Raw genomic sequence first — 14,178 nt, 5'->3', positions numbered from 1 at the left:
ACTACCCCCACAGTCGCGTGACCGGCCGCGCCTGGCCCTCCCGCGAGGAGTGGCAGGCGAAAGCCGAGTACGCGGTACGGACCGCCTGCACCAAGTGGCAGCGCTTGGACCGACTCCAGCCCGACACCGTTTGGTCGTCCCTCGCTGAGGACCACGAGTTCGAAGATCTGGCCCGGCCAGCGGCCGCCCAGATCCGCTCCCTCCTCACTGCGGAGATCGGCCGTCTCCGCGCACTCCTTCCCGACCGCCCGAAGGAAGGCAGCGCTCGGAACGCCTGGTTCGTCGCACTGGAGGGCCAGGCCTACGAGGACGCTTGCAACCTGGGCGCTCTTGAGGAGATGCGCCGCGATGTTGAGCGGGCCCGCCGGAAGCAGCACTGGGGCACCGTGTGCTGGGAGCTGGGGCGCATCCGGGACCACTACTCCGCCATCACCCTGCCTGGCGACCTGGTGAAGGCACACGACCGGATGCTGGAGCTTCAGGCCGCAATGGAGAAGCGCCGCGACGATGCCGCAGATGCGGTCCAACAGGCCGCCATCGACCGCGAAATCGCGCGGCGTGCCACTGACGAGGCATGGGCTCAGGAACTTGAGCACCGTGCCGCCATCGACCACCCGCGCGTTATCCGCGTGGGGCAGACCTCACCCAGTAAGGGAGATCAGGTGACGTAGCGAGTATCGAGCGGGAGGTCTTGAGCCCCTTGGCGGGGGCGCTTCCTCTACCGCTGGCCGCTGGTGTTGGCGCACCGTGCGCGGCCTTGTGCAACGGCTCCGAGTTGGTCCTCGGAGCTAAGGCCCGAATCTCTGGACCGGTTTGGCGACCGGGCCCGAGCGTTCGAGCGACCTTCAGGTTCGTCCAGAACCACCTTCACCACCGAGCGGGCTTTTTCATGTCCGCAGGACGGCAGGTACATAGTGCCCCAGCGCACGGCTAGTTGTCAGCTTCGCATCCCCGCGCAGGGCGATTCGCGGCTTATCTCCCCCTACTCGGGTGACACCGCGTGCCCCGAGGTTCCTCAGCCTCTCCACGCCCCCGACCTCGAATTCGAACGTGCGAGCGATTACAGTGGCGTGCAGTTCGCTCTTGCCCGTGGCATCTGCCAGGAGGTGGCTCACACCTCGTCGCGACGGAGCGGGCCGCGTCGGTGGCGTCGCGCCGTGGAGTGGCTGATCGCAGCCGGCCTACATCCCCGGGCGACTGCCACCACGCTCCGCGTCGCCGAGGACCTCGCCGACCGCATGGACTACACGACCGGGCACGTCCGGTACTGCCTGGACGAGATGGCGGTCCGGCTCGACCTGTCCCGCGCGACCGTGAAGCGGCACATCGGCTACCTGCGGGAGCTGGGCGCGCTCGCCTGGGTCCAGCACGGCACCCGGACGAACATCCGCCGCCTGCTCGGCATGAAGGGCTACGCCGCGACGGCCACCGTGTACGCGGCCGTGATCCCGCCCGTGTACGACGAGGCGATGGGACACACGCTCGTCGGCTCCGGGTACAGCGCGCGGATCGTGGTGGACCTGCGAGGCCGCCGCCTCCCTGCTCCCCGCCCGGCCGCGACCCCTGTGCCTCTGGGGGAAGCCGGGATTCCTGTGGATAACCCGCCTGTGGATAACTCCAGCTCTGCGGGCCTTGAGCCCCCTTCCCTCACTACGGTTGATGAAGGAGAGGGAAAGGTGAAGGTAGAGGGTGGTAGTAACTACACCTCGCGCGAGCGCGTGAGCGAACCGCCCACCTCCCTCCCCCGACAGACCACGAACAGCAGCAGCAGCGAAGGGTCGGCTCGGCGCCGTACCCCGGCGCAGGTGCAGCGGGAGATCCGGGAGACGCGGCTGGTGCGGGCGCTGGTGAACTGGACGCAGGGGGAGCGGATCCGCCGCCTGGCGTTCGTGCTGCGCCCGTACTTCGACCGCGGCCTGGGCGCCCACGACATCGCCGCCGAGCTGATCGGTATGCCCCGCAGCAGCGACCGGTGGCGGCCGAAGTACCCCGCGGCGTACATCGCGTCCGTCACCTCGCGGGACAGCGAGGACGAGGCGGCACGCGCCGCCGTCCAGGCCGCCATCGCCGGCGGCCGCTCGATCACGGTGCTGCAGGAGTGGAAGACGGCCGTCGACACCGTCCAGGCCGCCTTCGCCGAGCCGGAGCGCACCGACGCCGACCGCGCTCACGCCCGCCAGTACGGCTGGGACCAGTGGGAGACGATCGCCGCCCACTACGACGAGGACCCGGACGATGCCCTGGACCTGTACGGCGGCCGTCTGGTCACGTACGCCGTCGGCCGACAGGCCCGCCAGCAGTGGACCTGAGCCAGGGGAACACCCGGGCGGATCCACGGCAGCCTGAGCCCAGCAACCACACCCGTCTGCTGCGCCCCGGGAGCCCGTATGCGCGTCTACACCGTCGACTACAGCAAGGACCGAGGCGAACGCGGCCTGATCAACCGCGGGTTCTGGGTGCACGACATCCCCCGTCTCATCGCCCTGTGCCGCCTGTTCGGGCACAAGCCGGTCGTGGACGGCACCCAGGGCGTCGGCACGATGGGGCCCAGCCGGTGGGTGGCGTGCGACCGGTGCGGCACCCGCACCGACCCCCAGGGCAAGCTCGACCCGGCCGTGTACGACATCGGCGACCCGTACACCGGCCCGGACGACGGGAAGAAGAACCCGCACTTCCTCCTGCAGAACCCCGGCCCGTGGAAGACCCGGCTCACCGGCACGGTGGGCGGGCAGCTCGTCATCGGCGGCCGTGTCTCCAGCAACGTCGGCATCGGCATCAAGGTTGGCAACCCGGGCAGCGAGAACGTCCTCGGCGCGCACCTGTGCCTCGGCCCGCTCGGCGCCCTCTACCTCCACACCGAGGACCACGGCCGATGGTGGCAGCGTCGCCTCAACCCGATCGGCTACGACTCCCGCGTCATCGAGGCCGCCATCCACCACGGCCGCCTGTACTGGAACCTGTGGGCCCGACGCGACGAGTCCAGGGCCAGCGACCCGTGGTGGATGCGCGGCTCCCTCCCCGTCAGCCCCGTCCGCTTCCTCCTCGGCAAGCGCACCAACGAGCAGGAGAAGCACGGCGAGCCCGTCGACGGGCGGGTGTGCATGCCCGACGGCACCGTCCACGATGTCACCCTCCGCCTGGAGAAGTGGACGATCGGCCGCCAGCGGGGCCGGAAGACCGAACGCTGGGTCGCCGACTGGTCCAGCAAGGCGGGTATCCCCATCCGCAACCACGACTGGAAGGGCGACGAAGTCTTCGGGTCCTCCGTCGACGTCACTGCCACGGCCGTCGAGAACGGGCAGTGGGTGCAACTCGCCTGCGCCCGCATCGCGGCCGACTGCGCGGCGTACCGCGTCCACCACAACTACCAGCCGGCCACGGCCTGAACGGAGGCATCCCTCTTGGACCACAGCACCACCCTCGGCATGTGCCTCCTCCACGCCGACTACCACCCCATGGGCGAGGAGTGCTGGGAGCACTGCACCAACTGGTACTTCGCGCACACTCACCTGACCGACACTGAGTGCCGCGACAGGTACGCCCTCGAGGTGGAGTGCGCGATGCTCAACAAGCACATCCTCGCCCTGAGAACCCCGCAGACGATCACAGTCTGACCGTACGCAAGGAGCCTGCTCATGCCCACGCTGGAGAAGCCGCCTTACGCAGGCCTGTTCCTCGAGCCCGCATGGCCCGACGACGTCGAGGACGACTTCCTCGACGAGGACGCGGACATCGACGAGCCCTGAACCACGCTAGGTAAAGGGCTAGCAATGGGGCTATGGGTCGTCCTATATAGCGCGCTAGTGGTCACGCCATAAGTTCCGCTAGCTACCACGCCCCATAGCGTCTCTTGCCGCTCTTCCGCCCGGGTCTCCACAGGCCGAGCATGATCGCCGTATAGGGTCGTGCGCCGAGACCTCACCCAGACCCGGCAGGAAGGCGCATCCGTGAGCACACTGCAAGTCCCCATCACCCTGATGAACCTGGAGGGGGTGAAGCGCAGCCTTGAGCGCCGCTACACCCTCATCGACGCCGGCCAGCACGAACCCAAGGTCATCGCCGTCGTCAACGGCAAGGGAGGCGTCGGCAAGTCCTCCCTGTCCTCCGCCTTCGGTGTCGCCCTGTCCAAGCTCGGCAAGGACGTCCTGCTGATGGAGCTGGACGAACAGGGCAACAACTGCGAAGACCTCGGCATCTCCAACAGCCAGATGAACGACAAGGGCGCCGCCCAGGCCGCCGCCATCCTCGAGGGCAAGCCCCTCACCCCGACCGGGCAGGCGCGCCCAGGCCTGCACGTCGTCCCGGGCGGCGAACAGCTCGAAGAGATCATCGAAGAGCTGTACTGCCAGCGTCGCGCTTCCAAGCAGATCGCCGACCCCGATGACCGCGACGCGTGGATGGGCATCTACGCGGCCGCCATCGACGGCGTACGCGACGACTACGACGTCATCATCCTCGACGTCGCCCCCGGCTCCGACGTCCTCCAGCTCGCCGCGCTCGTGGCCTCCGACTACGTCCTCATCCCCTCCAAGTCCGACCCCTCCTCCCGCAAGGGCCTGCGCGCCGTCGCCAAGCGCTTCGGCACCGCCAGCCAGATCAACGACGTCCTCCAACTCCTCGGCGTCGTACTCTTCGCGACGAACAGCTCCGCCACCAAGGTCCAGGAAAAGATCCGCGAGAAGCTCGAGGAAGACCTCCAGGGCACGGCCCCCCTCTTCGAGCAGACCATCCGACACGTCGAGGCCGCAGCCGTCGAGGCCCGCCTCCGCGGCAAGGTGCCGCAGGAACTCCGTGCATCGAAGGAACTGCCGCCGCCGCTGATGAAGTCGATGAAGGCACTGGCCGGCGACTACCAGTCGCTGACGGTCGAGGTGCTGCAGGAGATGACCGCGCGCCGCGCCCAGGCGGAGGCCGGTGAGGAAGCATGAGCTCGAGCAAGGCAACGGACGTGAACGCCGAACTACCGGACCAGGAGGCGCTGGCTTCCTTCGCGAACTCCGCTCTCGGTAACCGGCGGCGCCGCCGCGGACAGTCCAACGACGCGGCCGCCGACACAACAGCCAGCCCCACGCCGCCCGCGGAGACGCAGCCGGAGGAGACCGCATCGGCGCCCGTCCCGCCGGTCGTGGAGGTCCCGCCCGGCCCCGGCCCGGCCCGCAGGGTGGAGCCGACACAGACCGAGGAGGCAGTCGTCCCCGCGCCAGCGCCCGTGCCTGTCGTCGAGACGCCGAAGACGGCCGCCCCACCGCAGAAGATCGAACGCGCGCAGGAACAGCCCGAGCAGGCCCAGCAGGCGCAGCAGGAGGAACAAGAGGGGAGCGGCGGCCAGGAGGTTGCGGTACGAGCCGTCGCCGGACCTCCGGCCACACACCGGCCCGTACCGCTCGCCTACCGCAGCGACGTCCAGATCGACCAGGTGCAGGTACCCAGCCTCGGCCCTGCGGGCGCCCGAGCCACCCAGTGCACCGTCATGGTCAGCCACAGCGTGCGTGAGCGGTTCGCCCACTACCAGCTGTCCAAGAAGATGGCCGGGGACAAGGAGCCGTCCAACGCGCTCGTGGTGCGGCGGGCGTTCCTGTACTGCAAGCGGAACAACCTGTTCGGCAAGGTCCTCGCTGACGTGTACCAGCAGCACAATGCGGTCGATGAGGAGGACTACGACGAGGACGGCATGCTCGGCGAGGTCGTCGGCCGGCGCGCCGTACGCGGGCGGCTGAAGGACTCCGGGCAGCAGTCGTTCCGCCCGTCGGAGCAGGAACTGGCGAACTACGACGCCTTCTGTCAGGCGTACGGGTTCCCGAGCCGCAGCGACTTCCTGAACGCGGTCCTGGACGAGTTCCTGCCTCAGCTCCCGACCGCAGGCAGGCGCCGGTAGGTCAACCAGTAGAGCTGGCGGCGGCCCGGCTCCCACCGTGACGGCGGGGGAGCCGGGCCGCTGTCGTACCCGATCGATTCAAGTCGAGTTCGCCCCGGTTGCCGGGGTTTTCGCGTCACCCAACCGGGTGATTGCAGTGCACACGGGTTCCGTTCGCGCATTTATGCGGGGTTGGGTGGGCAATGCCACCCCCCACGTGGGCGGGAGGCCGCCGTGCCGGAGGACCGGGCCTTGGTGGTTCGCAGCCCTCCCGTGCCCACCCTCCGGCCACGCGCGGCCCCCGCCCTGCTCCGGACCGACCGGACGGTGCGACCGGGAGGTTTCCCCGGATCTGCCCGCGTGACGAGTTGTCTGGCTAGACTGCCGTCATCTGACGGGCATGCGCTCGTGAGGTCTCACAGCCCCCTGCAAGGGCACCGGGTGCGTTGTCGGCAAAACTCCGTCCCCCGTGCATCTCCTTGCCGGGGGCTGCCTCGTTGAGGGCAGGAAAGCGCGTGTGGTTGCCTCGAGTGACGAGGTCGGCCGGATCTGTACACCACGGTGGTTATAAGTCCTGTCAAAACTTGCCCTGCCCTTACCGACACGCCGCTGAGGGTGTCACAGTGGCGGTCTGCGCTCACGGACTGGCAGCCGTTGGTGTAGACCCTTGGCCTAGGAGCGGAATCCCCCCTGGGCGTACGTATGACCTTTCCGATCTGCCGGAGGAGCGGAGACGCCCCGATGTCCGCAGCAGAGCCGGCCCCCATCCCGGCCGTCGTGATGAACACGGCGGGCGGTGCGGCCGTAATCCCCCTCCATAGTCACGCCCGCAGGCAGGCAGGACGGGGACCGCACATGACCGAAGGCCCTGACGCAGGAGCAGGGGGCAAGAGTTCGTCCGAGCGGCTTGCCGAGCATGTCGAGACCATGTTCAACGAGGCGGGGCACTCGCTGACCGATGAGGACACGGCTGCGGTGTTCACGCTGACGCTGACGATCGTCCGGGGGATGTTCGAGGGTGCCCAGGTGAAGGGGATCGTGGACGAGGGGCAGCGGGCGGAGTTGGACGCGATGCTCCGGGGGCTGCTCGGGCTGCCACGCCTGGTGTGGTGAACAGGCCAAACTCTTACCCGAAGTAACGTCCGTTGTTGAATCTTCAGACAAGTCACATTGCGCTGATCATCAACCACGATCTGTTCAACTCCGGCCACTTCCGTGCCACCATGGGGCGTCCGGAACACCCGGAGTAAACACCTCCGGCCTCCGGCGCGCGCCCCTGCTACCCCCATGTCGCACCGGCTCCCCGCGCCCCCGAGGCCGCTGCCAAGGGGACGGGGGACGCCCATGAGCACCACAGGCGACGACACCAACGACACAGCCTCAAGCCGCCTGCGCCTCCTCTCCGAAGACTTTCGCGAGTATCCCGTCACCGGGCCCGCCGGGCACTCGTACATCAGCTCCGAGCCCCGCGCCACCGCCGTGTCCCCCGCTCTGCCGTACCGGGCGGACGTTGACGAGCACATCGACCGCAGTGTCGCCGAGATCGTCCAGCACGCCCGCTCCGTGAACCCGGACGCCGGCCCGCTCCCGGACCGCGTGGAAGCCGTCTACGACTGGTACCGGGAGCACACCGAGAACGCCCCCGCAGCGCAGCAGCAGCGCCGCGACACGATCGTCTACCGCCAGCGCCTCGAGCACGCGATCGCCATGGGTGACACCAAGGTGATCCGCCCTCACAGGTGCCCCGGCTGCCGCACGTTCGGCCTGATGTGGGTGGAGGACGCCCAGCGAGCGGTGTGCACCAACAGCCGCTGCACCACCCGCGGGGGCCTGTCCAGCTCCTGGACCCTGGCGCGCCTCGCCTACGAACACGTGGCCGCCCGGAATTCTTTGCGAGTTCATGCAACCTGAACCGGGGTAAGCGGGTCCTACCCTGCACCACCGTTCACGACAACATCACCACCCGGGCCCCCCGAGGGCCCACCCGTATCGGCCGCCGGAGCTGCGAACGATGGCCGTCGATCATGGGAGGCCCTGTGGCCGTCACCTCGCTCAGCCCGCACCTGCCCGCCGCCGACCTGGTCACCCTCACCGAAGCCTCCGAACTGTTCAGTGAGACCGGGCACGAGGCCTCCGTCCGCACCCTGAAGCGGTGGTGCACGAAGCACGGCATCCCGGTGGACCGGGTCCAGCGCGCCGACTGTGCCTCCTGGAGCGACCTGCTCGTCATTCACGCGCGGGAGGTCGAGGCCCGCGAGCGAGGCAGATCCTGACCCGCCGGCGGCCCCTGCCGCACCCTTCTGTTGAAGCCCTGACCCGGAGTTCCTGGGGCGGGGCTTCTTTCATGCCCAAGAACCAGACAGAACCATTGCGACGCAATGGAGTATGGGTTACTGTGGTCATGCCGACAACGACAGGCCCCACTTCAACGGCCTGACGGAGTACCCCAGTTCAGGAGCCCACCCATGGCCGTGATGACCGCTGCCCGCACCCAGAAGGCCCCCACCGCCGACTACAGCCGCCTCACCCACCTCCAGCAGGACAAGTTCGACGAGGTCATGGACGAGGCCGACGTCGCCGGGGACAACACCACCTACCGGGCCCTCATGCGCATCGCCGCCCTCATCGCCGGAATCACCCTCCCCGCGAGCGGAGAGATCCGCCGGTGCGGCTGCTCCTGCTACTGCGGCGTCATCTTCGACCCCACCCACGCCGACGCCCACGTCATCGAGGAGAGCGGCGGCTACAACCTCGGCCGCGTCCAGTGCCCCGACTGCGCCGACGCCCACCGCGAAAGCGCCTGAACCACCCTCAGTCTCCGGCCCGGCCACGGTCGAGCCCCCGCCTCCTGAGGCCGGGCCGGACTCCACCACCGCACCCGCCAAGGGGAGCCCGCCATGCACGCCATCCGCCGCCTCGACGCCGCCGTCAAAGCCGAAGTCACCGCCGACTACAACGGACTCCCGCACGGCCGCATCTCCGACCACGACGGCGCCGCCCACGTCTTCACCACCGGCCTCCCCGAGCTGACGGCCTGGTACCTCGCCCTCGGCGGACGCATCACCCGCCAGCCCGCCGGGCCCGGCGTCGTGCTGTGGACCCTCGACACCCGCACCAGCCGGACCGACGGCGCCTCCGTCCGCGTCCACGCCCTCGCGCTCGACACCGACCAGCTCGACGCCGACCTCGCCGACGCCGTCGCCTGACACCCCCTGGAGCATCGTCATGACCATCCAGACCATCGCCCCCTCCACCGGCGGCCTGTCCGCCGACGACCTCGACCGGAGCGCCGGCCGCGCCGACGCCTACGACGACCACGCCACCCTCACGTTCGAAGAGCTCGACATCCGCGCCGGATACATCGCCGACTTCCACCCGAACCTGGCCTACTCCCAGGGCTACTCCGCCTACGTCAAGGCGGTCCAGCTCGAGCTGGAGACGGACAGCGGACGCAAGCACCAGGCAGGCCACCGGTGAGCACCGGAACGCTGCTCCAGCGCCCCCTGCCGTGCGTCGGCAACGCGTCGGTGTATGACGCTCTGTTCGACGACGTGCCGCAGAAAGAGCAGCAGACCGCACGCGTCCAGGCCGCCGCCCTGTGCGCCCGCTGCCCCAGCCCCTGCCCGGACAAGGTCACCGAGACCTCCACGACGCGCGTCGTCGTGGAACTCGCCCCGGGCTGGATGCCCGACGCCCAGGAAGGCCGCGCCCTCTACACCGGCCGGGAGACCTGGCACGGAACCGCCGCCGGCGTACCCACGCACGGATGCCGCTGCCAACGCTGCACCGACGCCTACGACCAGCACCTCGAGCGGCACGCCCGCCGCACCGCCGGGCAGGCCCTGCGCACAGGCCAGTCGTACGTCCGTGCCGAGGACCGCGTCGACGCCCACGCCCGCGAGGCCCTGCAACTCGCCCGCAAGGGCCGGACCGTGCCGGACATCGCGCTTGCCCTCTGCGTCACCGAGGAGACCGCGCTCCGCCTCATCGACCGGGCCCAGCAGATCACCGCCTGACCACACGCACTGGAGCACCACCCCGAACCGGCATCTCACCCGCAGGACGGAGCACCGTCGTGAACACCACCACCGAACGCCCCACCGAGCACGCGCGCCACGGAGTCAGCCTCAAGAAGCCCACGGTCATCGACCTGCGCGACATCCCGGAGTACTTCGACCTCCACGCGCACGCCGCCTCCGCCGCGCTGTACGCCGGAACCCTCGCCGTCCCCGCCCTGATCGACGTGTGGACTGGGATGAGTACCGGACACGCCACCGCACTCCTGGACACCGGCACCCGCCTCGTCTACCACCCCAACCCGCAGAAGCTCACCGCCCACCAGCTGTGCAGCCACGCCCGCTGGCACCACGCCCGCATCGAAGGCCCGCTCGCCCTCACCGAGTTCAGCGACCAGGCCACCGACTGCACCCGGCACGACCCGAAGACCCAGCGGGCGATCGCCCTCGGCGTCACCGCGGTGAAAGCCGCCCTCGCCGACGCCGACCCCACCCAGGCGCCCGTCGTGGCCCTCCACGCCCGCGCCGACGCCCTCACCCGGCGCCCCGTCGCCGACCGCCCGAAGGAGCACCCCCAGCCGTGAGCGACAACACCATCCCCGACTGGTACCGCGCCGTCACCGAACGGGCGGCGAAGGAAGCCCTCACCGTTCCGGAGGCCACCGTGCTGGCCACCGAGTACTCCGTGAGCTGTGTCCCGGAGGACTGCGTCGATTCGTTCATCTTCAGCACCCGGGTGCAGTACCGGGGCTCGGGCCGGTACGCCGTCATCCGCGGTGGCGACATGTGCCTCGGGGCCGACGGCACCTGGGACCACGGAGTCAAGGAGTACGACCGGGGCGAGGCCTGGCTCGACGCGCACCGCTTCGACCTCGACACCGCGCTCCGCCTCGCGAAGGAGCAGGCTCCGCTGGTCACCGTAAACGGCCACACCGTGACCGACGTGCTTGCCATGCAGAAGGACAGGGAGAAGCGCCATGGCTGAGACGACGACCATCGAGTGGACCCGCAACGACGACGGCACCCCCGGACGTACCTGGAATCCGGCAACGGGGTGTTCCAAGATCAGCGCGGGGTGCGACAACTGCTATGCCGAGACGATCGCCGAGCGGTTTCGGGGGCACGCTGCGTTCCCGCACGGTTTCGACGTCCAGGTCCGCGCGAACAAGGTCAACGACCCGCTGTCCTGGCGGAAGCCCACCCGCGTCTTTGTGAACTCCATGAGCGATCTCTTCCACGCGGACATCTCCCAGGAGTGGATCGCGGACATCTTCGGCGTGATGGCCGCCGCCCGCCGGCATACCTTTCAGCTCCTGACGAAGCGGCACGCCCGCATGCGGAGCCTGCTGACCGACACCGGTTTCGTCGACAGCGTCCGCCGCCGCGCGCTCGGCAAGGGCTTGCCCTCCGACCAGTGGGTGTGGCCGCTGCCGAACCTGTGGTTGGGCGTCAGCGTGGAGAACCAGCAGTGGGCCGACATCCGCATCCGGCCGCTCATGCAGACCCCGGCAGCCGTCCGCTTCCTGTCCTGCGAACCTCTCCTCGGCCCTGTCAAGCTGCACCGCGGACACACCCACTGCCCCGTCCACGACTTCGCGGGCGGATTCTGCACCGGCGGATGCCCCGACCTGATCGCCCCCAACTGGCTGATCACTGGCGGAGAGTCCGGCCGCAAGGCCCGTCCCGCCCACCCCGACTGGTTCCGCTCCCTGCGCGACCAGTGCCAGGACTACGGCATCGCCTACTTCCACAAGCAGAACGGCGAGTGGGCCGACCGAGGGCGGATCGACGTGGCCGCCCGCGCCTCCGTGGACGTCTGGGACGAGAAGCGGGTCCTGTACGTCCACCCGGCTGACGGACGCACCCAGGGACACGGCGCGTGGGGCGTGAACGACCACCTTGAGGGTTGGGCCACTGTCCAGCGTGTCGGGAAGAAGGCCGCCGGCCGGGAGCTGGACGGCCGCACCCACGATGCGTTCCCTGCGGTGGGTTCGTGATGGCGAGGCCCTGCCACACGCCGTGGAAGCGGGTGTACGACACCCACCCGGATGCCGAGTTCGCGCGCACCGAGGACGGCATCCGGTACGGCACCGCACTGTTCCCCTACGAGTGCATATGCGGGAAGTGGCACCTGAGCCGGAGCACGGACCAGGACCTTCCCGCGTACGAGCCTCCGGACCCGGGGAACGTCGCCCGGATCCGCGCCCTCGTCAGTGGCGCCTTCATGAGGCTGGTCGACTCCGACGCGAAGAACACCGCCAGCGTCGCCGACCGGCTCGCGCTCCGGCATCCCGACAACCTCACGCGCTGGCGCTGGGCGCTCAAGAGCCTGCACGCCAAGGTCTCCCGCCAGCTCGTCGAGAACCCTCAGGCCTGTGAGTGGCGGACCCGCGCCGAGCACTACCGCAACACGCTCGACATGCGCCTCACCGAGTGCCGACGCCTGCGCGCCGAGGCTACCCAGTTCCGTTCCCAGACCAGCGTCGCCTGACCAGGAGATCCCACACCGTGACCATGACCGAGTCCGATCAGATCCCGGGCATCACCTGGCAGCAGGTCGCCGACATCACCGTGTACGGCGTTCCGGCCGGGCAGGGCCGCGTGTCCTTCATGGGGAAGGGCCGGCCCGCCGTGCACAGCAACGCGAAGGTCCTCAAGCCGTGGCGGAAGGACATCATCACGGCCGCCCGCGAGGCCACGGGGGCGCATGGGTTCGCCGACTGGGACGGGACCTGTGCCATCTGCCAGGTGGTGAAGCAGAAGCACGGCCTGTATGCGGACGTGCCCACCCGGGCGGTCATCGCGGTCACGGTGCCGAAGCCGAAGACCGCGCCGAAGCGGCGTCGGACCTGGCCGATCACCCGTTCGAGCACGGACATCGATCACCACGCCCGCGCCTGCCTGGACTCGCTGTCGGAGTCCGGGGTCATCAAGGACGACTCGCAGATCACCGAGCTGACGATCCGGAAGGTCTACCCGGGGGAGGACCCCGAGGCCCTGGACGAGCCCGGCGCGACCATCCGTCTCTACATCCTCACTGGAGCAGCTTCATGACCATCACAGTCGACCGTCCGCTCGTCTCGGCTAGCAGCTGGAGCGAGGCTGCGGCCTGCCGGGGCAAGGACTCGGAGGAGTTCTTCGCCGACTCGGAGAAGACTCAGCGGCTCATGCAGGGCCTGTGCCGGGGCTGCCCGTCCCGTACGTCCTGCCTGACCGACATCCTGGAGTACGAGGAGGGCTCCTACTACATGCGGTGGGGTGTCTCCGGCGGGCTGACGGCAGTTCAGCGGCGGGCCCTGCGCTGTGAGGCGCTCCTGGGGAACGTCCCGAACTGGGAGCAGGCCGGCGAACTGGCGTCGCTGGCTTGGAGGGCGAGGATGAGGCCGCTTCGCCGCGGGCATCTCACGGCCGAGGAGGTCGCCGTCGAGCTGCGCAGGCGGTACAGCGTGATCGCGGCGCCGGTGACGGTGCGGCTCGCGGTGTGGTGGCTGGGCGACAAGGGCAGCGTGCTGCCGCACCGCGGGCGAGGCGACCGCCGCCTGCTCTGGGAGCTGGTACGCGACGAGTCCCGGACCGTCGTCGAGGAACTCCGTTCCCTCGGGGCAGGAAGCCGGGACGTCGCCGCCCATCTGCAGGTGTCGGTGACGGCGCTGCAGCAGGCCACCCGCGCCTGGGAGGCCGAGGACGCCGCACAGGACGCGAAGGCGCTGGAGGACGTGGCATGAGCGGGATGAGCGCGGAGCAGCGCGGCGACATGGTGGAGGCCTTGTTGCCGGAGGCGGCCGGCCTGGCCGTCGACGTCCACGAGGGATCCGCGGAGGACATCAGGACCCGGCTGATGGGGCTGTCTCGGCACGAGCTGGAGGCTGTGGCGGTCGTGCTGGCTGCACTGGTGGATCCGGACCGGTCGATTCGCCAGGCGCTGGCGTGGGTGGACTTCGACGAGCACGGGGCCCCGCTCCAGACGGCGCCGTCGAGGTCGGAGAAGGCCGTACGGGACCACGCGCCGGGGCTGGTGAGGGTGCGGGGTGGGATGGATGTGGTGGCGGTGCACCGTGCACTCGCCCCGGGCCAGCGCGGCGAGATGAGGCTGAGCCGGGACGAGCGGCGCCTTGCGGTCCAGGTCGGCCGGCGTCGGGGGATGGGGTACGACGTAATTGCTGAGCGGCTGGGGATGAACGTGGACGCTGTGAAGCGATCGTGGGAGCGATCGAAGGCACGCGAGCGCGGTGAGGCGGGTGTCGAGCCGTCGCCGGTGCGGCCGGTGGAGGTCTCGGCCGTGGCGTAGACGGGACTTCAGCGGGTGGA

At 69.6% G+C, this 14,178-nt stretch carries 20 protein-coding genes; all 20 read left to right on the top strand.

Going from position 1 to position 14,178, the window contains the following annotated elements:
• Positions 1-17: 17 nt before the first annotated feature.
• The 20 genes from OG858_RS47590 to OG858_RS47495 all read left to right on the top strand — a co-directional run bounded on the left by OG858_RS47590 (position 18) and on the right by OG858_RS47495 (position 14,158).
• Positions 18-671 (top strand): hypothetical protein, encoded by a 654-nt coding sequence (locus OG858_RS47590; protein WP_328545425.1) that lies wholly within the window; start codon positions 18-20, stop codon positions 669-671.
• 486 nt (positions 672-1,157) lie between these two features.
• Positions 1,158-2,309 carry a cell wall protein gene (locus OG858_RS47585; RefSeq protein WP_328545424.1) on the top strand — a complete coding sequence of 384 codons (1,152 nt, stop codon included), beginning with the start codon at positions 1,158-1,160 and terminating at the stop codon, positions 2,307-2,309.
• Positions 2,310-2,387: 78 nt separating this feature from the next.
• On the top strand, positions 2,388-3,386 hold the full coding sequence (locus OG858_RS47580; RefSeq protein WP_328545423.1) for a hypothetical protein: 999 nt from the start codon (positions 2,388-2,390) through the stop codon (positions 3,384-3,386).
• Between the two features lie 15 nt (positions 3,387-3,401).
• Positions 3,402-3,614, top strand: a complete 213-nt coding sequence (locus OG858_RS47575; RefSeq protein ID WP_328545422.1) for a hypothetical protein — start codon at positions 3,402-3,404, stop codon at positions 3,612-3,614.
• 333 nt (positions 3,615-3,947) lie between these two features.
• The gene (locus OG858_RS47570) at positions 3,948-4,928 is read left to right on the top strand and encodes a ParA family protein (RefSeq protein WP_328545421.1); all 981 of its coding nucleotides are present in this window, start codon (positions 3,948-3,950) and stop codon (positions 4,926-4,928) included.
• Complete coding sequence (locus tag OG858_RS47565; RefSeq protein ID WP_328545420.1) at positions 4,925-5,875, top strand: hypothetical protein; 951 nt, start codon at positions 4,925-4,927, stop codon at positions 5,873-5,875. The genes OG858_RS47570 and OG858_RS47565 overlap by 4 nt, the downstream gene beginning before the upstream one ends.
• Positions 5,876-6,709: 834 nt before the next feature.
• Positions 6,710-6,967, top strand: coding sequence for a hypothetical protein (locus OG858_RS47560; protein WP_328545419.1), 258 nt, complete (start codon positions 6,710-6,712; stop codon positions 6,965-6,967).
• Positions 6,968-7,198: 231 nt separating this feature from the next.
• Positions 7,199-7,765: a hypothetical protein gene (locus OG858_RS47555; protein WP_328545418.1), complete on the top strand. Its 567-nt coding sequence runs from the start codon at positions 7,199-7,201 to the stop codon at positions 7,763-7,765.
• A 113-nt stretch (positions 7,766-7,878) separates the two neighbouring features.
• Positions 7,879-8,127, top strand: a complete 249-nt coding sequence (locus OG858_RS47550; RefSeq protein WP_328545417.1) for a hypothetical protein — start codon at positions 7,879-7,881, stop codon at positions 8,125-8,127.
• Positions 8,128-8,319: 192 nt separating this feature from the next.
• Positions 8,320-8,658, top strand: coding sequence for a hypothetical protein (locus tag OG858_RS47545; RefSeq protein WP_328545416.1), 339 nt, complete (start codon positions 8,320-8,322; stop codon positions 8,656-8,658).
• Between the two features lie 93 nt (positions 8,659-8,751).
• Positions 8,752-9,060 (top strand): hypothetical protein, encoded by a 309-nt coding sequence (locus OG858_RS47540; RefSeq protein WP_328545415.1) that lies wholly within the window; start codon positions 8,752-8,754, stop codon positions 9,058-9,060.
• Between the two features lie 19 nt (positions 9,061-9,079).
• Positions 9,080-9,331, top strand: a complete 252-nt coding sequence (locus OG858_RS47535) for a hypothetical protein (RefSeq protein ID WP_328545414.1) — start codon at positions 9,080-9,082, stop codon at positions 9,329-9,331.
• Entirely contained in the window at positions 9,328-9,870 is a 543-nt protein-coding gene (locus tag OG858_RS47530) for a hypothetical protein (protein ID WP_328545413.1), read from the top strand. The genes OG858_RS47535 and OG858_RS47530 overlap by 4 nt, the downstream gene beginning before the upstream one ends.
• 59 nt (positions 9,871-9,929) lie before the next feature.
• The gene (locus tag OG858_RS47525; protein WP_328545412.1) at positions 9,930-10,454 is read left to right on the top strand and encodes a hypothetical protein; all 525 of its coding nucleotides are present in this window, start codon (positions 9,930-9,932) and stop codon (positions 10,452-10,454) included.
• Positions 10,451-10,855 carry a hypothetical protein gene (locus OG858_RS47520; RefSeq protein ID WP_328545411.1) on the top strand — a complete coding sequence of 135 codons (405 nt, stop codon included), beginning with the start codon at positions 10,451-10,453 and terminating at the stop codon, positions 10,853-10,855. The genes OG858_RS47525 and OG858_RS47520 overlap by 4 nt, the downstream gene beginning before the upstream one ends.
• Positions 10,848-11,867 (top strand): DUF5131 family protein, encoded by a 1,020-nt coding sequence (locus OG858_RS47515; protein WP_328545410.1) that lies wholly within the window; start codon positions 10,848-10,850, stop codon positions 11,865-11,867. The genes OG858_RS47520 and OG858_RS47515 overlap by 8 nt, the downstream gene beginning before the upstream one ends.
• A complete protein-coding gene (locus OG858_RS47510) occupies positions 11,867-12,361 on the top strand; it encodes a hypothetical protein (protein ID WP_328545409.1) in 495 nt (164 codons plus the stop codon). Before OG858_RS47515 ends, OG858_RS47510 begins: the two co-directional genes overlap by 1 nt.
• Positions 12,362-12,384: 23 nt before the next feature.
• Positions 12,385-12,924: a RusA family crossover junction endodeoxyribonuclease gene (locus OG858_RS47505; protein WP_328545408.1), complete on the top strand. Its 540-nt coding sequence runs from the start codon at positions 12,385-12,387 to the stop codon at positions 12,922-12,924.
• Positions 12,921-13,595: a WhiB family transcriptional regulator gene (locus OG858_RS47500; RefSeq protein WP_328545407.1), complete on the top strand. Its 675-nt coding sequence runs from the start codon at positions 12,921-12,923 to the stop codon at positions 13,593-13,595. Before OG858_RS47505 ends, OG858_RS47500 begins: the two co-directional genes overlap by 4 nt.
• Complete coding sequence (locus OG858_RS47495) at positions 13,592-14,158, top strand: hypothetical protein (protein WP_328545406.1); 567 nt, start codon at positions 13,592-13,594, stop codon at positions 14,156-14,158. Before OG858_RS47500 ends, OG858_RS47495 begins: the two co-directional genes overlap by 4 nt.
• Positions 14,159-14,178: the final 20 nt, after the last annotated feature.

This window comes from Streptomyces europaeiscabiei, from assembly GCF_036346855.1.
Lineage (GTDB): Bacteria > Actinomycetota > Actinomycetes > Streptomycetales > Streptomycetaceae > Streptomyces > Streptomyces europaeiscabiei.
This window is presented reverse-complemented; position numbering and strand designations above follow the sequence as displayed.